Origin of the sequence: Cryobacterium glucosi, from assembly GCF_004402235.1 — a bacterium.
Classification (GTDB): domain Bacteria; phylum Actinomycetota; class Actinomycetes; order Actinomycetales; family Microbacteriaceae; genus Cryobacterium; species Cryobacterium glucosi.
In genome coordinates, this window is the sequence record NZ_SOFS01000043.1 from 162,907 (window position 1) to 178,985 (window position 16,079).

Below are 16,079 nucleotides of genomic sequence, written 5' to 3' on the forward strand. Positions count from 1 at the left end.
CCGCGCCCCGAGTGGCCGCCTACTGGGCGAAGAGCGCCGGATGCGTGGACAGCTCGAGCCTGGTGCGGCGGATGTGGCCGGCCAGCATCCGCTCGGCCTCGTCGCCGTCGCCGCGCCTCAGCGCCCCGACGAGCAACTGGTGTTCGTAGTGGACGGCGCGGTTGACATCGGGCCCGATCAGGGTCGTGAAAGCGCGTCGATAGTGCTGGGTCGAGTTCCATAACCGGTGGATGGTCTCGCCCAGGATGGACGTCACGGCGCCGGAGTAGGAGAGCAGGTGGAACTCGCGGTCGAGGCGCAGGAACGTTTCGACGTCCGTGCCGGCCTGCATTTCATCGGCGAGTTCCTGCAGGCGGCCGAGGGTCTCCGGCGACAGATTGGGCAGGCTGTAGCGCAGCAGCAGGGGTTCGATGCGCTCGCGGATCTGGTACATCTCCTCGCACTCCGCGAGGCTCAGGTGGGAGACCCAGGCGCCGGTGTTCGCGACGAGGGTGACGAGGCCATCGGATTCCAGGATGCGCAGCGCCTCGCGAACGGGGAGCCGGCTCGCGCCGAACTGTTCGGCGACGTCCTCCTGGCGGATCCGGGTGCCGGGGGCGTATGCGCCGGACAGGATCTCGTCCCGCAATCGCGTGGCGATACGGCTGCCGGCGCTGCCGTCGCGGCTGGGGGCGCTGGCCATGGGGTCCGTCCGGTCGGTGGTGTCGGTCATTCGGCGGGGTGGGCCGGATGCCACAGTTTAGTGGCAGCATCCTTTTCGTAGGCCTTGCCGTCCGGGTAGCTCACGAGCTCGAACTGCATGCCCCAGGGGCTGCGGAAGTAGACCCAGCGCTGGCCGGTGCTCCAGCTGGAGCTCGACGTCGGTGCGCCCATGATCTCCACACCGTGCTCCTGCAGGTGCTCGAGGGCGGCATCGAAGTCGTCCACGTAGAACGCCAGGTGATGCCCGCCGATGTCGCTGTTCCTCGGTTCGGGAGCAGCGCCATCCGCCGGCTCGTACTGGAAGACCTCGAAGTTCGGCCCGTGACCGCATCGGAAGAATCGGAGTTCGCGCATCACCGTGCGCGGGTGCACGCCGAGGTGCTCGAGCATCCACTCGTCGTCGGGGTGGGCGAACGGCCCGAGCGCGTAGACGAGCTCGCAGCCGATCACGTCGACCAGGAACCGCTCGGCCTCGTCGAGGTCGGGAACCGTGAAACCGATGTGTTCCGTGCCGCGCAGACCCGGGATGCCGTGGACCATCGAGAACTCCTTCGTTCGTCGTTGATTTCTCTCATTGTATCCAAAGACCCGAAATCCGTGCATCCAGATCGGAGATATTGCGGACAATCCTTGGCATTGGATTCAATCAACGATACAGTGTTGGTCACATGTAGTCGATCCCCGCGATCGACACGACCAATGGAGACCGGCACATGCCTGAACGACGACGTTTGGATCCCCTGGCCCCGTGGATCGAACTCAGCACCACGGCGCAGGACTGGGCGAGTGCGGACCCGGCACTCCTGGCCACCATGCTCGGCCAGCTGCATCTCATCCGTGCCTTCGAAGAAACCGTGCTCGAACTCGCCGGCGAGGGCCTCGTGCACGGGCCAGCGCACTCCAGCATCGGCCAGGAGGGCGGGGCGGTCGGCTCGATCGTCGGCCTCGGGTCGACGGATGCGATCAACGGCTCGCACCGAGGGCACCACCAGTTCCTCGCCAAGGCGATCAACCATGTCTCCGGCGGCGCCCTCGACCCCGCGGCGCTCGTGACCGCGGACATTCAGACCGTGCTGCAGCGCACCCTCGCCGAGATTCTCGGGCTCGCCCAGGGCTACTGCCGGGGCCGCGGCGGCTCGATGCACCTGCAGTGGTTCGAGGCCGGCGCGCTCGGCACCAACGCGATCGTCGGCGGCGGGGTTCCGCTCGCGGCCGGCAACGCCTGGGCCCAGAAGCACGCGGGAACGACGGATGTCACGGTGAGCTACTTCGGGGACGGCGCGACCAACATCGGCTCGGTCCTTGAAACGATGAACCTCGCTTCGGCGTGGAAGCTGCCGCTTGCCTTCTTCATCGAGAACAACCTCTACGCTGTGTCGACCACGGTGGCCGAGTCGACCGGTGAGCCTCGGCTCTCTGCCCGCGCGCTCGGGTTCGGCATTCCCAGCTGGCGCGTCGACGGTATGGACCCGCTCGCCGTGCACCTGGCGACGAAGGAGGCCGAGCAGGTGATGCGGTCCGGCCAGGGACCCGCTGTCGTCGAGGTCGAGGTCTACCGCTTCTTCCACCAGAACGGACCGTACCCGGGCAGCGCCTTCGGCTACCGGACCAAGGAGGAAGAGGCGGCCTGGCGGGCCCGTGACCCGCTGGACCGGGTCGCCCGCGAAATGATCGCGCTCGGCCAGATCGACACGGCCGGCATCGCCGCGGTGCGCGAGCAGGCCCTGTCCGCGATGCGGGATGCAGTGGCCCAGCTGCTCGAGGCCGACCCGGAGTCGGCGGGGAAGCGCCGGATCCGGCCGGAGCTCTGGCCCGACGTCGACTTCGTCAATGTCGGGGTGCGGGGCGACGCGAGCGAACTGACCGGACTGCGCACGCTCGAGCCGACCGAATACCGGGGCGAGCTCGAAACAAAGAAGTTCGTCGACGCCGTCGCCGGCGTGATGGACCGCCGCATGGCAGAGGACGCACGGATCGTCGTGCTCGGCGAAGACGTGCACCGCCTCAACGGCGGCACGAACGGCGCCACCAAGGGGCTTGCGAAGAAGTTCGAGGGCCGTGTGCTCGGCACGCCGATCAGCGAGAACGCGTTCGCCGGCCTCGGCGGCGGGATGGCGCTCGACGGGCGCTACCGCCCGGTCGTTGAATTCATGTATCCGGACTTCATGTGGGTGGCCGCCGACCAGGTCTTCAACCAGATCGGCAAGGCGCGGCACATGTTCGGCGGCGAGAATCCGGTGCCCCTCGTGCTGCGCACGAAGGTCGCGATGGGAAGCGGCTACGGCTCGCAGCACCTGATGGACCCCGCGGGCATCTTCGCGACGAGCCCCGGCTGGCGGATCGTCGCACCGTCATCGGCGGCTGACTACATCGGCCTGATGAACACCGCTTTGGCCCTGCAGGACCCGGTGCTCGTCATCGAGCATGTCGACCTCTATGCCGACAGCGGTGACGTGCCCGCCGGCGACCTCGACTACTTCATCCCGCTGGGGAGGGCGGCCCTGCGCCGTGAAGGCACCGACGTCACCGTGATCAGCTACCTGTCCATGGTCAAGCACTCCCTCGAGGCCGTCGAACTGACCGGCATGAGCGCCGACGTCGTCGACTTGCGCTGGCTCGACCGGGCCTCGATCGACTGGGAGACCATCGGCACGAGCATCCGCAAGACCAACAGCGTGCTCATCGTCGAACAGGGGGCCCGCGGCACGTCGTATGGTGCCTGGCTGTCCGATGAGATCCAACGCCGGTTCTTCGACTACCTCGACCAGCCGGTCGAACGCGTGACCGGCGGCGAGGCAAGCCCGAGCATCTCACGCGTGCTCGAGCGGGCGGCCATTGCGCGCACCGAGGACGTCGTCGCCGGCCTCGAGATCATCAAGCTCGGTCTGGGAACCCGCTGATGGCAACGCTCGTGCGCATGCCGGAGGTGCTCGCCAATGCCGCAGAAGCCGCCATCCAGACCTGGCTGGTGAAGGTGGGCGACACTGTGGCGATCGGCCAGCCGCTCGCCGAGATCGAAACGGAGAAGGCGGTCGTCGAGTACCGCGCCGAGACGGAAGGTGTGCTCGCGCGCGTCATCGTCCCCGAGGGCGTGCCCGTCGAAGTGGGCGTGCCGATCGGCGTGATCGCCGCCGTCGGTGAGGCGGAGTCGGACATCGATGCCTTCCTCGCCGGGGACGTCCCGGAGCAGGCAGGGCCGGCGACCCCGGTGACGGCGGCCGCGGAGGCGGCGACGCCGGTCGGAGTGGTCCCGGCCGAATCGGCCCCGGACGGGGCGCAGGTACCGCTCGCCGCAGCCAGCGGCCAGCGTCAATTCGCCAGTCCGCTCGTGCGCCGCATCGCCAGGGAACGCGCGCTCGACCTATCCCGCGTCGTCGGCAGTGGCCCGAACGGGCGGATCGTGCGCCGGGACCTCGACACCCTCAAGCCCGCGCCCGTGACTGCAGCCGAGTCCCGGCCCGAGCCCGTCATGCCTGTGGCGTCTCCTGCGGTGTCCGTTCCAGCGGCACTCTCGGCCCGCACCACCGGCACATCCGTGGTCGACGCCTCCGGGTTCACCGATGTTCCCCACACGGGGATGCGACGGGCGATCGCGCGCCGCCTGACCGAGAGCAAGTCGACGGTTCCACACTTCTACATCACGGCGGACTGCCGCGTCGAGCGCCTCCTCGCCCTCCGCGGCGAGATCAACGCGACGTCGCCGCGGAAGATCTCGGTCAACGACTTTGTGGTCAAGGCCGTCGCGGTAGCGCTTGTCCGGGTGCCCGCGGCGAACGTGATCTGGACCGAGACCGCTACGAGACGATTCGAGCACGTCGATCTCTCGGTGGCGGTGTCCACCGAAACGGGACTGCTCACTCCGGTCCTGCGTGGCGTCGACGGCCTCACGCTGACGAGCATCAGCGAGAGGGTCGCCGACCTCGCCGGACGGGCGCGGAAGGGGAAGCTGAGGCAAGAGGAACTCGAGGGCGGCAGCTTTGCCGTCTCGAATCTCGGCATGTTCGGGGTCGACCAGTTCTCGGCCATCCTGAACCCGCCCCAGTCCGGCATTCTCGCCGTCGGCGCCGCGAAACAACGGCCGGTCGTCGACGCGGGACAGCTCTCGGTCGGCACCGTGATGACCGTCACCCTCTCGGCCGATCACCGTGTGGTCGACGGTGCGGTGGCCGCCGAATGGATGGCGCAGTTCGTGGCCTGTATCGAGAATCCACTCTCTATAATCATTTGAAGTCGGCGGGCTCTGATGACCGTCGACTTCCCCGTGAGCAAAGGCGCGCATATGGATCCCCGACTCGAACGTCTCGTAGCAGAGCGGGCATCCCTTGCCGCGGAATCGGAACGGCTGGCCGCGCTCCTCGCTGCAGAACGGAGCGGCAGGGCGCTGCGAGCGATCTCCCTCGCCTACGGGACGGGCTGCAAGGATGACTTCGAGCGGGAGCGCCAATGCCGCGCGGATGAAGAGCAGATGAAGCAGGTGCGTTCCCTCACTCGCGCCCTCGATCGTCAGTACCACCATCTGACCACAAGCGCCCGCGCCGCCCGCGAAAGCGGGTGAATCGTCGTTCTGTCGCGCTCAGAACGACGATTCACCCGCTTTCGCGCCAGGGAAAGCGGGCGTGCCGGTGATCTCGTCGGCGTTGTCCGCGATCCAGTCCATCAGGGGGACGAGGCGGTCGGCGAGCTCGTGGCCCCTGGCCGTCAACTCATAGTCGACGCGCGGCGGGATCGTCGCCTGCGCCTCCCGGTTCACGAAGCCGTCTGACTCGAGGGTGCGCAGGGTCGATGCGNCGCGGCGGGATCGTCGCCTGCGCCTCCCGGTTCACGAAGCCGTCTGACTCGAGGGTGCGCAGGGTCGATGCGAGCATCTTCTCGCTGATGCCCTCGATGGACCGCCGGAGCTCGCCCCAGCGGAGCGAGTCCTGCTGCAGGGCGAGCAGGATGAGCACGCCCCACTTGCTCGTGACGTGGTCGAGCACGGTGCGCGTGGCGCATTTGGCCGGGTAGACGCCGGCGACGGCACCGGGACGCGCCCGCGAGACGTCGAAACTAACCTTCATGCAGGTAGCTTACCTAAAGGTGGGTACCTGTGCGCGGGAAGGTACTCGGCCGTCCCGTGGTTGACTCTGACACGCCACCGAAAGGACAACACATGTCATACATCGTCACCGCCACCTCTGGTCACCTCGGCCACCTCATCGTCGAATCCCTCCTCGCCCGCGGCGCGGCCCCGGAGAGCATCGTTGCGACAGCCCGCAAGGTCGACAAGCTGTCCGCTCTCGCCGCACTCGGCGTGCGCACCGCAGTCCTCGACTACGGCAACCCCGAGACCGTGACCGCCGTCGTCGAACCGGGCGACGTGCTGATGCTCGTCTCCGGCAGCGAGGTCGGCCAGCGCGTGCCGCAGCACACCGCCGTGATCGCGGCCGCCCAGGCCGCCGGCGTCGGGCGCATCGTCTACACGAGCGCCCCGAAGGCCACGACCTCCGCGCTCGTGCTGGCCCCGGAGCACAAGGCCACCGAGGAGTTCCTGATCGCCTCGGGGGTCCCCTTCACCATCCTGCGCAACGGTTGGTACACCGAGAACTACACCGGTGAAATCGAGAAGGCACGCCAGGCCGGCGAGATCGTCGCGAGCGTCGGCGACGGCCGGGTCGCGAGCGCGAGCCGGGCCGACTATGCGGATGCCGCGGCCGCGGCCATCCTCGACGACTCGCTCGCGGGCAAGACCCTCGAGCTCTCGGGCGACCACGCCTGGGACTTCGCCGAACTCGCAGCCACGATCGGAACCCTCATCGACTCATCGGTGGCCTTCCGGAACCTGACACCCGCAGCACACGCGGAGCTGCTCGCGTCCTTCGGCCTCGACGAGGGCACGGTGGGCTTCGTCGTCGGTCTCGACGCCAACATCCGCGACGGGCTGCTCGGCGAGACGAGCGGCGACCTGGCCCGCCTGATCGGACGGCCGACGACGCCGCTCGCGGAGGGCCTCGCCGCGAGCGTCTAACCTCGCCTGTCCCGGCCCGGCCATGCCCCGGAGGTGGACCTGACGGCATCCGCCCCGGCCACGCCCCGGGGGGTGGACGCGGCGGCATCCGCCCCCGGGTCGGTAGGCTGTGCGATTGCAGAGATCGCACTGCACACACCCGAGCAGACGCAGATGAAGGACCCGACGATGAGTGGCAGTACCGAACGCCTGTTCCGTTTCGAGCGGGTGGAGTGGGACGACCCGCGCGCCGCCGTGCTGCGCGCGCGGATGGACGTGGAGATGACCGCGCGCTACGCCGGCCCTGGCAGCCCCGAACTCGATGACGCCGTGACCGCGGCGCTCAGGATCGACCCCGCCGACATTCTCGCGACCGTGCTCGTGGTCGACGGCGACGGCACCCCCATCGCCCACGCGGCCCTGCGCACCCATGATGGCGACTGGGAGGTCAAGCGCGTGATCGTCTCCGACGACCAGCGCGGGCGCGGGGTCGGCCGTGCCCTGATGAACGAGCTCGAGCGCATCGCCCGTGCCGCCGGCGTGCCGCGGCTCATCCTGCAGACCGGCAGCAAGCAACCGGATGCGGTCGCCCTCTACGAGAAGATCGGCTACACGCCGATCCCGATCTACGAACCGTACATCGAGGCGATCCCGCACTCGTTCTGCTTCGAGAAGCTGCTCGCCTGACCTGCACCGCTCCACATTCCCGCGTCGCCCCGCATCCGCTCGCCCCGCCGTGCCCCGAGAGTGCACGTGTGGCCCTGAAGGCCGCTTGACTTTGCCTGCGATTCAACGGCCGAAAGCGCACTCTCGCGAACGCCGGCGCGGGAGACGCTCCGTCGAATCGAATCGAATCGAATCGAATCGGTGCAGTGCGGGGCGGTGTCGTTTTTGGCGGCGTTGTCGGGAACGACGTCAGGCGAGCCGGGGGTCGACGTGCAGTTTGGGACCGAGGCCGGCGCCGGCGGGGCGATGCCCGGCCAGGATCTCTCGCACACCGCTGAGCCCGACCGTCGCGGCGACGAGCGGGCGCGGGTCGACGGCACCGCTCGCGTAGAGGTCGATCGTGCCCCTGAGCCCCGGGGAGGCGCTCAGGATGCCGACCGCCGTCACGTCCTTGAGAGCGAGGGTTCGGGTGTCGATCAGGCTCGGGCTGCCGGCGAGACCGACGTAGACCACGCGCTTCCCCGGCTCGACCAGGTCGAGGGCGCGGGCGGGCAGGGCGGCCGCGTTGGAGGCGTCGATGACGGCGTCGAAGGGCGACTCCGGCAGGTCGGCGTCGGTCCAGACTCCGTCGAAGCCGAGGCTCCTGGCGTAGTCCAGTGAGCGCGCGGACCGTCCCATCACGTGCACCTCTGCACCCTGCTGCCGGGCGAACAAGGCGATGAGCAGACCGATCGTGCCCGCTCCGAGGACGAGCGCCCGGTCGCCGGGTTCCAGTGCTGCACCCCGAACGGAACGCAGCGCGTTGCCGCCCGGTTCGACGAGCGCGCCGAGCACGTCGTCGACGGTGTCGGGCAGCTCGAACAGCGAGGTGGCGGGCACCGCGAGCTGTTCGGCGAGGGCACCGGGGAAGCCGCCGAGGATGCCGACCTCGAAGCGGAACTCGCAGACATGCTGCAGGCCGCGGAGGCACCGACGGCACACCCCGCAGCCGAGCATGGTGTCACCGGTGACCCGGCGACCGAGCCACCGCCGGTCGACGCCTGCGCCGAGCGCGGTTACGGTCCCGGCCCACTCATGGCCGATCCGCATCGGGTACCGGGCCTTGCCGTCGTGCAGGTACTGCATCTCGCCGGTGAAGAACTCGACGTCGGTTCCGCAGACGCCGACTCTCGCGACATCGACGACGACCTGGCCGGGCCCCGCAACCGGCGGGGCGACATCCTGCACGGATGCTTCCCCGGGCGCGGTGATGACAAAGGCCTTCATGGTGCTTCCTTTCGGCGTGGATCACGAGATCAGCCTGGGAAGCTCCACGAGCTGGTACGAAGCGGGTTCGGGTGCGCGTCAGGCAGGCTTCGCGTACCGGCCGATTTCCTGAAGCGCCCAGGAGTTGCCGTCAGGATCGCTGAAGTACGCGTACTTGACGCCACCCATGTCGTGGATCTCGGTGATCTGCAGGCCACGGTTCACGAGTTCGTCCCGTGCCGCGCCGATGTCGGAGACGACCAGGTGCAGGTTCTTGACCGTGCCGTGCTCAGGTCCATTCCCCATGCCGGTCCCGATGACCACGGAGCACGCCGAGCCCGGAGGGGTCAGCTGCACGATCCGCATTCCGTTGCCTGGCTGCACATCGTGATCCAGGTGGAAGCCGACAACATCCACGTAGAAGGCCTTGCTCCGTTCCACGTCCGCAACGGGCAACGGCACAAGCTCCAGTCGCATGTCCATGGTCGTCACTGTATCAAGGAGCGACAGCCACTCGCGGCGAACGGCGCCGCGGCGTAGCGTGGCCTCGTGACACCGTCCGAAAGCTTCTGAGGAGGAATCGTGACCACCCTCGACAACCGGCCGAACACCGCTCTGCTCGTCATCGACGTCCAGACCGGTTTCGTGAAAGACGCCTACGATCGGGACGCGATCGTCGGGAACGTCAGCACCGTCGTCAACAAGGCGCGAGCCGCCGGCGTCGACCTCATCTGGGTGCAGCACCACAACGACGACCAGCCGCAGGGGAGTGCTTCCTGGCAGCTCGTACCCGAACTCGTGCGCCTCGAGGCGGAACCGCTCGTGCACAAGGCGTACGCCGACGCCTTCGAGGACACCGACCTCGAGTCCGTGCTCGCCGAACGCGGCATCGGCGGTCTTGTGATCGCCGGTGCGCAAACGGATGAGTGCATCCGGTCGACGCTCCACGGCGCGATCGTCCGCGGCTACGACGCCATCCTCGTCAGTGATGCCCACACCACCGAGGACCTGAGCGGCTTTGGTGCGCCGCCGCCGGACCTGGTGATCGCCCACACCAACCTGTACTGGGAATACCACACGGCCCCCGGGCGGACAGCGGGCACGGTGACCACTGCCGACCTTGACTTCACGGCGCCGTCCTCCTGAGGCGACCGGGCCGGCGGACGGAAACAGCGCTTCGCTCGAGGCTGGGAAATCGCCGGGACGGACTTCCGTGGCCCGCGGGGGCGCAGCACACTGGATGCCGAAAGTGGAAGCTCAAACCTCGCGCGACCCGAACGTGGAGTGACGAATGGGCAGGATTACGCAGGCCTCGATAGTGCGACCGGGTCGGATCGGAAGGCGAGCCGGCGTCGGCATCCTGGCGGCGGCGCTCATCGTCGCGGGTGTCACGGCGGCCGCGCCGCGCGCCGAGGCGGAGGTCCGGACAGTAGCAACCGCTGCCGCTGCCGCGCACTCCGTGTCAGAGACAGTCCCCGCTGCCGCGGCAGTGTCCTCGGTGAAGGCCCTCGACTCCGACCAGGTCATCACCGACCCGGCGTGGTTCAACGCAGCCTATGCCGAGGGATTCCGGCTCTACATTCTGGCGTCGACCGACTGGGGCACCTGCACCCCCGCGGCCCACGCCCAGCCGCAACTGCAGATGGCCCTCGACGCCGGGCTGAAGCTCGCCGCATACACCCGCAATCCCGCCTGCTGGCAGGCCGGCATCGCTGCGACGGGTCCGTACAGCACCCGGCTCCAGTTCTTCGCCCTCGACATCGAGACCGGCAGCCCGCCCCTCACCCGGGACATGATCACGGGGGTGCAGGAGCTCGGAGTGCGCCCGGTCGTCTATAGCGGAGCGGCGATGTGGCCGCTCCTGATGGGAGAAACGACCGAATTCTCCGACGTCGCCCTGTGGGACACCGCAACCGGTCCCCTCGACTATCCGAGCTGGACTGCCGAAGTCCTCGCACCCGAACCGGTGCCGTACGGAGGCTGGAATGACTCGGGCAACCTGCGGATCGGCGTGCAGCAGGAGTTCGAGCGCACCCTGAACGGCGTCAGGGTCGACCTTGATTCCTTCGACGCCGAATTCCTGTATTGAGACGGCCTCCCGCCGGTGCCGCCCTCTACTGACGCGAGAAAGCGGATGCCGCGAGCACCTGCTCCGGGGTCGGCCGCACCCCGGTGTACAGCTCGAACTGGTGAGCGGCCTGCAGCGCGATGACCTCGGCCCCGGTCACGACCCGCTTCCCGGCCGCACGCGCCGCGCGGATCAGGGGCGTTTCCGCCGGAAGGGCGACCACATCGAAGACGGTCGTGGCCGCGTCGACGGTGCCGAGCGGGTATGCGAGGCTCTCGGACTCTGCGCCACCGCTCATCCCGATCGGGGTCACGTTGACGATCAGCGGTGCGGTCTCGGCTCCCGGGTCCGGCAGCCACCGGTAGCCGAGCTCGTCAGCGAGCAGGCGACCGCTGGTCTCGTTGCGGGCGATGATGGTTCCGTCGGAGAAACCGGCGTCCCGGAAGGCCGCACCGACGGCCTTCGCCATTCCACCGCTCCCTCGGAGCAGGAACGGTGTGCCCGGATCGATGCCGTGCTCGGCGATGAGCTCGGCAATGGCCAGGTAGTCGGTGTTCGACGCCTTCAGGACCCCGTTGTCGTTGACGATGGTGTTCACCGAGCGGATGGCGGTCGCGGAGGCATCCATCTCGTCGACGAGCGCGATGACGTCCTCTTTGAAGGGCATCGACACGGAGCAGCCGCGGATGCCGAGCGCCCGCACGCCGCCGATCGCCGCGGTGATGTCGGTTGTCGTGAATGCCTTGTAGATGAAGTCGAGGCCGAGCTCGTCGTAGAGGTAGTTGTGGAAACGGGTGCCGATGTTGCTCGGGCGGGCCGCGAGCGAGATGCACAGCTGCGTGTCCTTGTTGAGCGCTGGTTTCATGGTTCTTCTCCCGGGATGAGGTGCGGTCTTTCCACGGTAACCCGGACGCCCCGTCCGAAGGTCCGAGACGGGGTCGAGGAGATCGGGTTCAGGAGATGACCGAGGCTGTCCCGGACACCACGATGCCGCCGGTCTCGGGGATATCGACGGTGAGCAGGCTCGGGCGGCCGACGTGACGGCCCTGGTGGATCAACACTCGCGCCGGGGCGTCGACGAGGCGCAGCGCCCGGAGGTAGCCGCCGACGGAGGCCGCCGCAGAGCCCGTCGCCGGGTCCTCGGTCATGGTCCCGACCGGGAAGAGGTTCCGCGCCTCGAACTCGAGCGGCCCCAGCACGCGGAGGGTCGTCACGGTGCCCGCCCAGCCCTCTGCGTCCATCAGGGCACGCACCTGGGCAGGGTCGAACCGGAAGCCGTCGAAGGTCGCCGTCTCCGCGAAGACGAGCACGGGGTGCACGTTGCCCGCGAAGGCGAGCCGGGGCGGGTAGTCCGGGTGCAGGTCGGCGGTGTCGACGCCGAGCAGCCGCAGCAGGTGCTCGAGCACCGATGCCCCGATCGGCTCCACCCGCGGCTCGACACTCGTGAACGAGGCCACGATCCCGTCAGCGGTGCGCCGGGTGGCGATCCTCACCTCCCCGATCTTCGTCTCGAACACGAAGGATTCTGCGTCACCGCGGCCGGCGAGCGCAACGGCGGTCGCGATCGTCGCGTGACCGCAGAACGGCACTTCCGCCGTGGGGGAGAAGTAACGGATGCCCGCTCTTCCCGGGTCCTGCGGGGTCGGCGGCCGGGTCAGGAACGCGGTTTCCGCGTATCCGAGCGCCGCCGCGATCCGCTGCATCTCGGCGTCGGGGAGCGTGCTCGCGTCGAGCACGACACCGGCCGGGTTGCCACCGGTGGGCTCGGCGGCGAAGGCGGTCAGGCGCAGGATCTCGGTCTCGTCGGACATGCTCAACACCCTAGGCCACCGGTGCGACGCCGCCCCGGGGGGGTGCAAAGCTGAGAGACATGATGATCAGCAACACGGATGCCGCCGGGCGAGTCGAACCCGACTGGGTGCGCCACGCGATCTGGTGGCAGCTGTACCCGCTCGGTTTCGTCGGTAGCTACCCGATCGCCCCTGGCGAACCCGTTCCCGGTGCCGGCGAGCACCGCCTGCTGCGGATCGTGGCCTGGCTCGACCATGCGATCGAGCTCGGCGCATCGGGCGTTGCCCTCGGCCCGGTCTTCGCCTCGACGAGCCACGGCTACGACACGAGCGACTACTACCGTATCGACCCGCGCCTCGGCGATGAGGCCGACTTCGACACCCTCGTCGCCGAAGCGCACGCCCGCGGGCTGCGCGTGCTCCTCGACGGGGTGTTCAACCACGTCGGCCCGGATTTCCCGCGCTACCGTGAGGCGATCGAGCAGGGCCCCGGAAGTGCCGCGGCCGCCTGGTTCCAGGCGGGAACCCGGACCGGCCTCCCGGGAGGCGAGGCCGGTTTCGAAACCTTCGAGGGGCATCCGGGGCTCATCAGTCTCGACCACGGCAACCCGGAGGTCGCCGACTACGTGACCGGCGTCCTCGAGCACTGGCTCGACCGCGGCGCGGACGGCTGGCGGCTCGACGCCGCATACGCGGTCCCCGCCGAATTCTGGGCCGGGGTCCTGCCGCGGGTGCGGGAACGCCACCCGCAGGCGTGGTTCCTCGGCGAGGTCATCCACGGCGACTACCCGGCGATCGTCTCGGCGGCCACCCTCGACTCCGTCACGCAGTACGAGCTCTGGAAGGCGATCTGGAGCAGCCTCAACGATCACAACCCGCACGAGCTGGCCTGGTCGCTCGGCAGGCACAACGGCTTCCTCGACAGCTTCACCCCGGCGACCTTCGTCGGCAACCACGACGTCACCCGGATCTCGACCCGCCTCGAGGATCCGCGGCACCTCGCCCACGCGCTCGCCGTGCTCTTCACGACCGGAGGAACCCCGTCGATCTACGCGGGGGACGAATACGGCTACGCGGGCCTGAAGACCGAGGAGTACGGCGGCGACGACGCGATCCGGCCGGAGTTCCCGGCGGACGGCCCTCCGGCGCTCACCGACACCGAACGCACGGTCTACCGGCTGCACCAGGACATGATCGGGCTGCGCCGGCGGCATCCGTGGCTGCACGAGGCCCGAACCCGCATCCTGGACAGCGGGGCCGACCACCTCGTCTACGAGGCGCGGGCCGGTGACGACACGCTCGTCGTCGCGCTCAACCTCGGCGACCAGCCGTGCGGCGTCGACCTGGGCCGCTCGGGGCTGACCCAGCTCCTGCCGGGGGGCACGCCGGCGCCGCTGGGGCCGCGTGTCACGATCGCGCCGCACGGCTGGCAGGTGCTCGCGCCCGCCGCGAGCGACTCGGCACGGTAGACCCGATGCGGTCGGGGCCGGTCGGGTGCTGCAGGCCGTGCTGGCGATGACGAAGATCGAGATCCGTGTGCTCGAGGCCGCCTACGACGGTTCGTAGCGGCATCCGCCGGGCGCCCGGTCGAAGCGGCGCGGCCCCGGTCAGCGCCGCTGCTCGAGGCGGAGCGTGGCCAGAGGCACGTTCAGGAAGTCGATCAGGGGTGTCAGCGCCTCGAAACGTTCGATCACGAGCGTGAGGAAAGCATCCGTTTCGGCCACCGATGCCGGCAGGGTCGCGAAGGCGGCCCACTGGCGGCGGCGCAAGAGGTCGACCGCGGGGTGATCGACGGGGTATCCGCGCGGCGGACGCACCAGCGGATTGCCGTCGGCGGGGTCGAACATGCCCGTGAGCCGGGGATCGGCGAGCAGGGCGCGAAGCTCCCCGTGGTGCGCGACGATGTGGTCGCGAATCGCCGTGAGCTGCTCGGGGGAGGGCGCATAGCTGCCGCCCGCGACCAGGACCTCGTGGCCGGAGACGCTGAGGAAGTAACCGGCACCGGTCTTCTCCGAACCCCCGAGAGGCCAGGACGCGGCGACGTTCGTCTTGTACGGGGACTTGTCCTTCGAGAACCGCACGTCGCGGTAAATGCGCATAATCGCCTTCTGCGGCGGCCGCACGTGCCCGGGCGCGAATCCCGCGAGGGACTCGTTGACCCGGTCGACCAGGTCGAGCATCGGCTCCCTGACCTCGCTCAGGTACGCCGGCTTGTGTTCCTCGAACCAGCCCCGGTCGTTGTGTCCTTCCAACTCGCGCAGGAACTGCAGCGCCTCACCGGAAAAGTGCGTTGTCATACTCTCGCCTCCTCTCGTAGTCTGGCAGCACCGGTGGTCGGGCCGACGCCCGAATGCGGTCGAACGCTGGTCAGCGTCAGTGGCCCGTGCTACTTTTTGCGGCATGGAGCAGAGAGAGCTATTTCTTCAGTCGGATGCCGCGTTGCGCTCCGTCATCGACCGGATCACGCCGGAGCAGCTGACCCTGCCGGCTCCCGCGGAGTGGACCAGCACGGAGAATCCCACGATCAGGGACATCCTCGCCGCGCACGCGCGCGACGAGGCCTGGGTCGGGGACGTGCTCGCGGGCCACACCATCGAGGAAGTCGGTGACCGCTTCAACGGCGACCTGCTCGGCGGGGACCCGATCGCGAGCTACGACCGGCTCAACGACGAGGCCACCGCCGCCGTGCGGCAGGACCTCGATCCCGCAGCGATCGTGCACCTCCAGTATGGCGATTACCCGCTCGCCGAGTACCTGCAGCACACGAGCATCTACCGGGCCTTCCAGGCGTGGTCGATCGCGAACTACCTCGGCCTGGAGTACGCGCTGCCGGCTCCACTGGTCGACTTGCTCTGGGAGCAGATCCTGCCCCAGGTGGACGACTGGCGCCAGTATGGAGTCTTCCCTCCCGAGGTCGAGGTTCCCGCCGACGCCGACAAGGAGACCCGGCTGCTCGGCACGACCGGCTTCTGGAAGCCCAGCCGCAGCACGGACTGACCGGCGCCAACCGACGGGGTCCCTCGGCGCCCGGCTGCTACTTTCCCGAGGAGAGCCCGTTGTAGTGGTGCTCGAAGACCAGGCTCGTGCGCGTCGAGGCGACCGCGGGGTTCGCCGACAGGTTCTCGAGCACGAAGTCGCGCACATCGTCGGAGTCGCGGGCCACGAGATGGATGATGAAGTCCTCTGTGCCGCCGAGGAAGAAGACCTGCACGACCCGCGGCATCGCCCGGATCTCGTCCCGGAACGCCGGGATCTGCGTGCGCGCCCCCGATCGGATGCTGACACTGATCAGCGCCTGAAGGCCGAGCCCGAGCGCCTTCGGGTCGACGAGCGTCGTGAACCGGGTGATGATGCCGCGCGTGACGAGGGAGCGCACCCGGGCGATGCACGTCGATTCCGCGATCCCCGCCGCGGTCGCGAGCCGGCTGTTGCTCATCCGCGAGTCGGCCTGGAGGAGGGCCACGAGCGTACTGTCCACGGTATCGAGTTCATCGCCGCCCCGAATCCTCTTCGTTTCCGTCATGCGTGGGCCCCTCTCAACTGAATATCGCGCTGTCTTTCGACCAAGTATCGCGGATTCCACGCTTGTCACGTGCACGAAACGAATACCGAGCATTATTTTCCC

Annotated in this window: 17 protein-coding genes and 1 pseudogene; 9 read left to right on the forward strand and 9 right to left on the reverse strand. The window is 68.8% G+C overall.

From position 1 onward, the window contains the following. Nucleotides 1-19: 19 nt before the first annotated feature. Together E3O46_RS16855 and E3O46_RS16860 are read right to left on the reverse strand one after the other, a co-directional pair. On the reverse strand, nucleotides 20-712 hold the full coding sequence (locus tag E3O46_RS16855; protein ID WP_241975242.1) for a GntR family transcriptional regulator: 693 nt from the start codon (nucleotides 710-712) through the stop codon (nucleotides 20-22). After that, entirely contained in the window at nucleotides 709-1,242 is a 534-nt protein-coding gene (locus tag E3O46_RS16860; protein WP_134449121.1) for a VOC family protein, read from the reverse strand. Before E3O46_RS16860 ends, E3O46_RS16855 begins: the two co-directional genes overlap by 4 nt. 173 nt (nucleotides 1,243-1,415) lie before the next feature. Here E3O46_RS16860 and E3O46_RS16865 point away from each other — a divergent pair, with 173 nt between their 5' ends. From E3O46_RS16865 to E3O46_RS16875, 3 genes are read left to right on the forward strand one after another with little or no spacing between them, the layout of a single operon-like run. Then, nucleotides 1,416-3,602: an alpha-ketoacid dehydrogenase subunit alpha/beta gene (locus tag E3O46_RS16865; protein ID WP_134562126.1), complete on the forward strand. Its 2,187-nt coding sequence runs from the start codon at nucleotides 1,416-1,418 to the stop codon at nucleotides 3,600-3,602. Further along, nucleotides 3,602-4,930 (forward strand): 2-oxo acid dehydrogenase subunit E2, encoded by a 1,329-nt coding sequence (locus E3O46_RS16870; RefSeq protein ID WP_134562127.1) that lies wholly within the window; start codon nucleotides 3,602-3,604, stop codon nucleotides 4,928-4,930. Before E3O46_RS16865 ends, E3O46_RS16870 begins: the two co-directional genes overlap by 1 nt. A gap of 51 nt (nucleotides 4,931-4,981) precedes the next feature. Continuing rightward, nucleotides 4,982-5,257, forward strand: a complete 276-nt coding sequence (locus E3O46_RS16875; protein ID WP_134449118.1) for a hypothetical protein — start codon at nucleotides 4,982-4,984, stop codon at nucleotides 5,255-5,257. An 18-nt stretch (nucleotides 5,258-5,275) separates the two neighbouring features. Here E3O46_RS16875 and E3O46_RS16885 read toward each other — a convergent pair. Further along, a pseudogene (locus E3O46_RS16885) lies at nucleotides 5,276-5,759 on the reverse strand (winged helix-turn-helix transcriptional regulator). Between the two features lie 92 nt (nucleotides 5,760-5,851). On the opposite strand from E3O46_RS16885, the gene E3O46_RS16890 reads away from it, so the two are divergent. Together E3O46_RS16890 and E3O46_RS16895 are read left to right on the forward strand one after the other, a co-directional pair. Continuing rightward, nucleotides 5,852-6,706, forward strand: a complete 855-nt coding sequence (locus tag E3O46_RS16890) for an NAD(P)H-binding protein (protein ID WP_134562130.1) — start codon at nucleotides 5,852-5,854, stop codon at nucleotides 6,704-6,706. A gap of 168 nt (nucleotides 6,707-6,874) precedes the next feature. Beyond that, complete coding sequence (locus E3O46_RS16895) at nucleotides 6,875-7,372, forward strand: GNAT family N-acetyltransferase (RefSeq protein WP_134449115.1); 498 nt, start codon at nucleotides 6,875-6,877, stop codon at nucleotides 7,370-7,372. A 228-nt stretch (nucleotides 7,373-7,600) separates the two neighbouring features. Here the strand turns inward: E3O46_RS16895 and E3O46_RS16900 are convergent, their stop codons facing one another. Both E3O46_RS16900 and E3O46_RS16905 read right to left on the reverse strand, forming a co-directional pair. Then, the gene (locus E3O46_RS16900) at nucleotides 7,601-8,617 is read right to left on the reverse strand and encodes a zinc-dependent alcohol dehydrogenase (RefSeq protein ID WP_134562131.1); all 1,017 of its coding nucleotides are present in this window, start codon (nucleotides 8,615-8,617) and stop codon (nucleotides 7,601-7,603) included. Nucleotides 8,618-8,695: 78 nt separating this feature from the next. Then, on the reverse strand, nucleotides 8,696-9,079 hold the full coding sequence (locus E3O46_RS16905; RefSeq protein ID WP_134449113.1) for a VOC family protein: 384 nt from the start codon (nucleotides 9,077-9,079) through the stop codon (nucleotides 8,696-8,698). Between the two features lie 99 nt (nucleotides 9,080-9,178). Between E3O46_RS16905 and E3O46_RS16910 the strand changes: the two genes are divergently transcribed. Then, entirely contained in the window at nucleotides 9,179-9,742 is a 564-nt protein-coding gene (locus tag E3O46_RS16910) for an isochorismatase family protein (protein WP_134562132.1), read from the forward strand. Between the two features lie 145 nt (nucleotides 9,743-9,887). After that, the gene (locus E3O46_RS16915) at nucleotides 9,888-10,685 is read left to right on the forward strand and encodes a glycoside hydrolase family 25 domain-containing protein (RefSeq protein WP_134562133.1); all 798 of its coding nucleotides are present in this window, start codon (nucleotides 9,888-9,890) and stop codon (nucleotides 10,683-10,685) included. Between the two features lie 25 nt (nucleotides 10,686-10,710). Here the strand turns inward: E3O46_RS16915 and E3O46_RS16920 are convergent, their stop codons facing one another. Together E3O46_RS16920 and E3O46_RS16925 are read right to left on the reverse strand one after the other, a co-directional pair. After that, nucleotides 10,711-11,529 carry a shikimate 5-dehydrogenase gene (locus tag E3O46_RS16920; protein ID WP_134449110.1) on the reverse strand — a complete coding sequence of 273 codons (819 nt, stop codon included), beginning with the start codon at nucleotides 11,527-11,529 and terminating at the stop codon, nucleotides 10,711-10,713. Between the two features lie 88 nt (nucleotides 11,530-11,617). Next, nucleotides 11,618-12,475 carry a PhzF family phenazine biosynthesis protein gene (locus E3O46_RS16925; protein ID WP_134562134.1) on the reverse strand — a complete coding sequence of 286 codons (858 nt, stop codon included), beginning with the start codon at nucleotides 12,473-12,475 and terminating at the stop codon, nucleotides 11,618-11,620. A gap of 59 nt (nucleotides 12,476-12,534) precedes the next feature. On the opposite strand from E3O46_RS16925, the gene E3O46_RS16930 reads away from it, so the two are divergent. Further along, nucleotides 12,535-13,923 carry an alpha-amylase family glycosyl hydrolase gene (locus E3O46_RS16930; RefSeq protein WP_241987451.1) on the forward strand — a complete coding sequence of 463 codons (1,389 nt, stop codon included), beginning with the start codon at nucleotides 12,535-12,537 and terminating at the stop codon, nucleotides 13,921-13,923. A gap of 138 nt (nucleotides 13,924-14,061) precedes the next feature. On the opposite strand, the gene E3O46_RS16935 is transcribed toward E3O46_RS16930, so the two are convergent. Then, nucleotides 14,062-14,751 carry a DUF2461 domain-containing protein gene (locus E3O46_RS16935; RefSeq protein WP_134562135.1) on the reverse strand — a complete coding sequence of 230 codons (690 nt, stop codon included), beginning with the start codon at nucleotides 14,749-14,751 and terminating at the stop codon, nucleotides 14,062-14,064. 103 nt (nucleotides 14,752-14,854) lie between these two features. Between E3O46_RS16935 and E3O46_RS16940 the strand changes: the two genes are divergently transcribed. Next, complete coding sequence (locus E3O46_RS16940; RefSeq protein WP_134449107.1) at nucleotides 14,855-15,451, forward strand: DinB family protein; 597 nt, start codon at nucleotides 14,855-14,857, stop codon at nucleotides 15,449-15,451. Nucleotides 15,452-15,488: 37 nt separating this feature from the next. Here the strand turns inward: E3O46_RS16940 and E3O46_RS16945 are convergent, their stop codons facing one another. Then, nucleotides 15,489-15,932 carry an Lrp/AsnC family transcriptional regulator gene (locus E3O46_RS16945; protein ID WP_322188778.1) on the reverse strand — a complete coding sequence of 148 codons (444 nt, stop codon included), beginning with the start codon at nucleotides 15,930-15,932 and terminating at the stop codon, nucleotides 15,489-15,491. Between the last annotated feature and the right edge of the window lie 147 nt (nucleotides 15,933-16,079).

Bases quoted from the DNA above. Each gene is read 5' to 3' on its own strand.
- E3O46_RS16855 (WP_241975242.1), bottom strand. From the start codon at position 712: ATGACCGACACCACCGACCGGACGGACCCCATGGCCAGCGCCCCCAGC.
- E3O46_RS16860 (WP_134449121.1), bottom strand. From the start codon at position 1,242: ATGGTCCACGGCATCCCGGGTCTGCGCGGCACGGAACACATCGGTTTC.
- E3O46_RS16865 (WP_134562126.1), top strand. From the start codon at position 1,416: ATGCCTGAACGACGACGTTTGGATCCCCTGGCCCCGTGGATCGAACTC.
- E3O46_RS16870 (WP_134562127.1), top strand. From the start codon at position 3,602: ATGGCAACGCTCGTGCGCATGCCGGAGGTGCTCGCCAATGCCGCAGAA.
- E3O46_RS16875 (WP_134449118.1), top strand. From the start codon at position 4,982: ATGGATCCCCGACTCGAACGTCTCGTAGCAGAGCGGGCATCCCTTGCC.
- E3O46_RS16890 (WP_134562130.1), top strand. From the start codon at position 5,852: ATGTCATACATCGTCACCGCCACCTCTGGTCACCTCGGCCACCTCATC.
- E3O46_RS16895 (WP_134449115.1), top strand. From the start codon at position 6,875: ATGAGTGGCAGTACCGAACGCCTGTTCCGTTTCGAGCGGGTGGAGTGG.
- E3O46_RS16900 (WP_134562131.1), bottom strand. From the start codon at position 8,617: ATGAAGGCCTTTGTCATCACCGCGCCCGGGGAAGCATCCGTGCAGGAT.
- E3O46_RS16905 (WP_134449113.1), bottom strand. From the start codon at position 9,079: ATGGACATGCGACTGGAGCTTGTGCCGTTGCCCGTTGCGGACGTGGAA.
- E3O46_RS16915 (WP_134562133.1), top strand. From the start codon at position 9,888: ATGGGCAGGATTACGCAGGCCTCGATAGTGCGACCGGGTCGGATCGGA.
- E3O46_RS16920 (WP_134449110.1), bottom strand. From the start codon at position 11,529: ATGAAACCAGCGCTCAACAAGGACACGCAGCTGTGCATCTCGCTCGCG.
- E3O46_RS16925 (WP_134562134.1), bottom strand. From the start codon at position 12,475: ATGTCCGACGAGACCGAGATCCTGCGCCTGACCGCCTTCGCCGCCGAG.
- E3O46_RS16930 (WP_241987451.1), top strand. From the start codon at position 12,535: ATGATGATCAGCAACACGGATGCCGCCGGGCGAGTCGAACCCGACTGG.
- E3O46_RS16935 (WP_134562135.1), bottom strand. From the start codon at position 14,751: ATGACAACGCACTTTTCCGGTGAGGCGCTGCAGTTCCTGCGCGAGTTG.
- E3O46_RS16940 (WP_134449107.1), top strand. From the start codon at position 14,855: ATGGAGCAGAGAGAGCTATTTCTTCAGTCGGATGCCGCGTTGCGCTCC.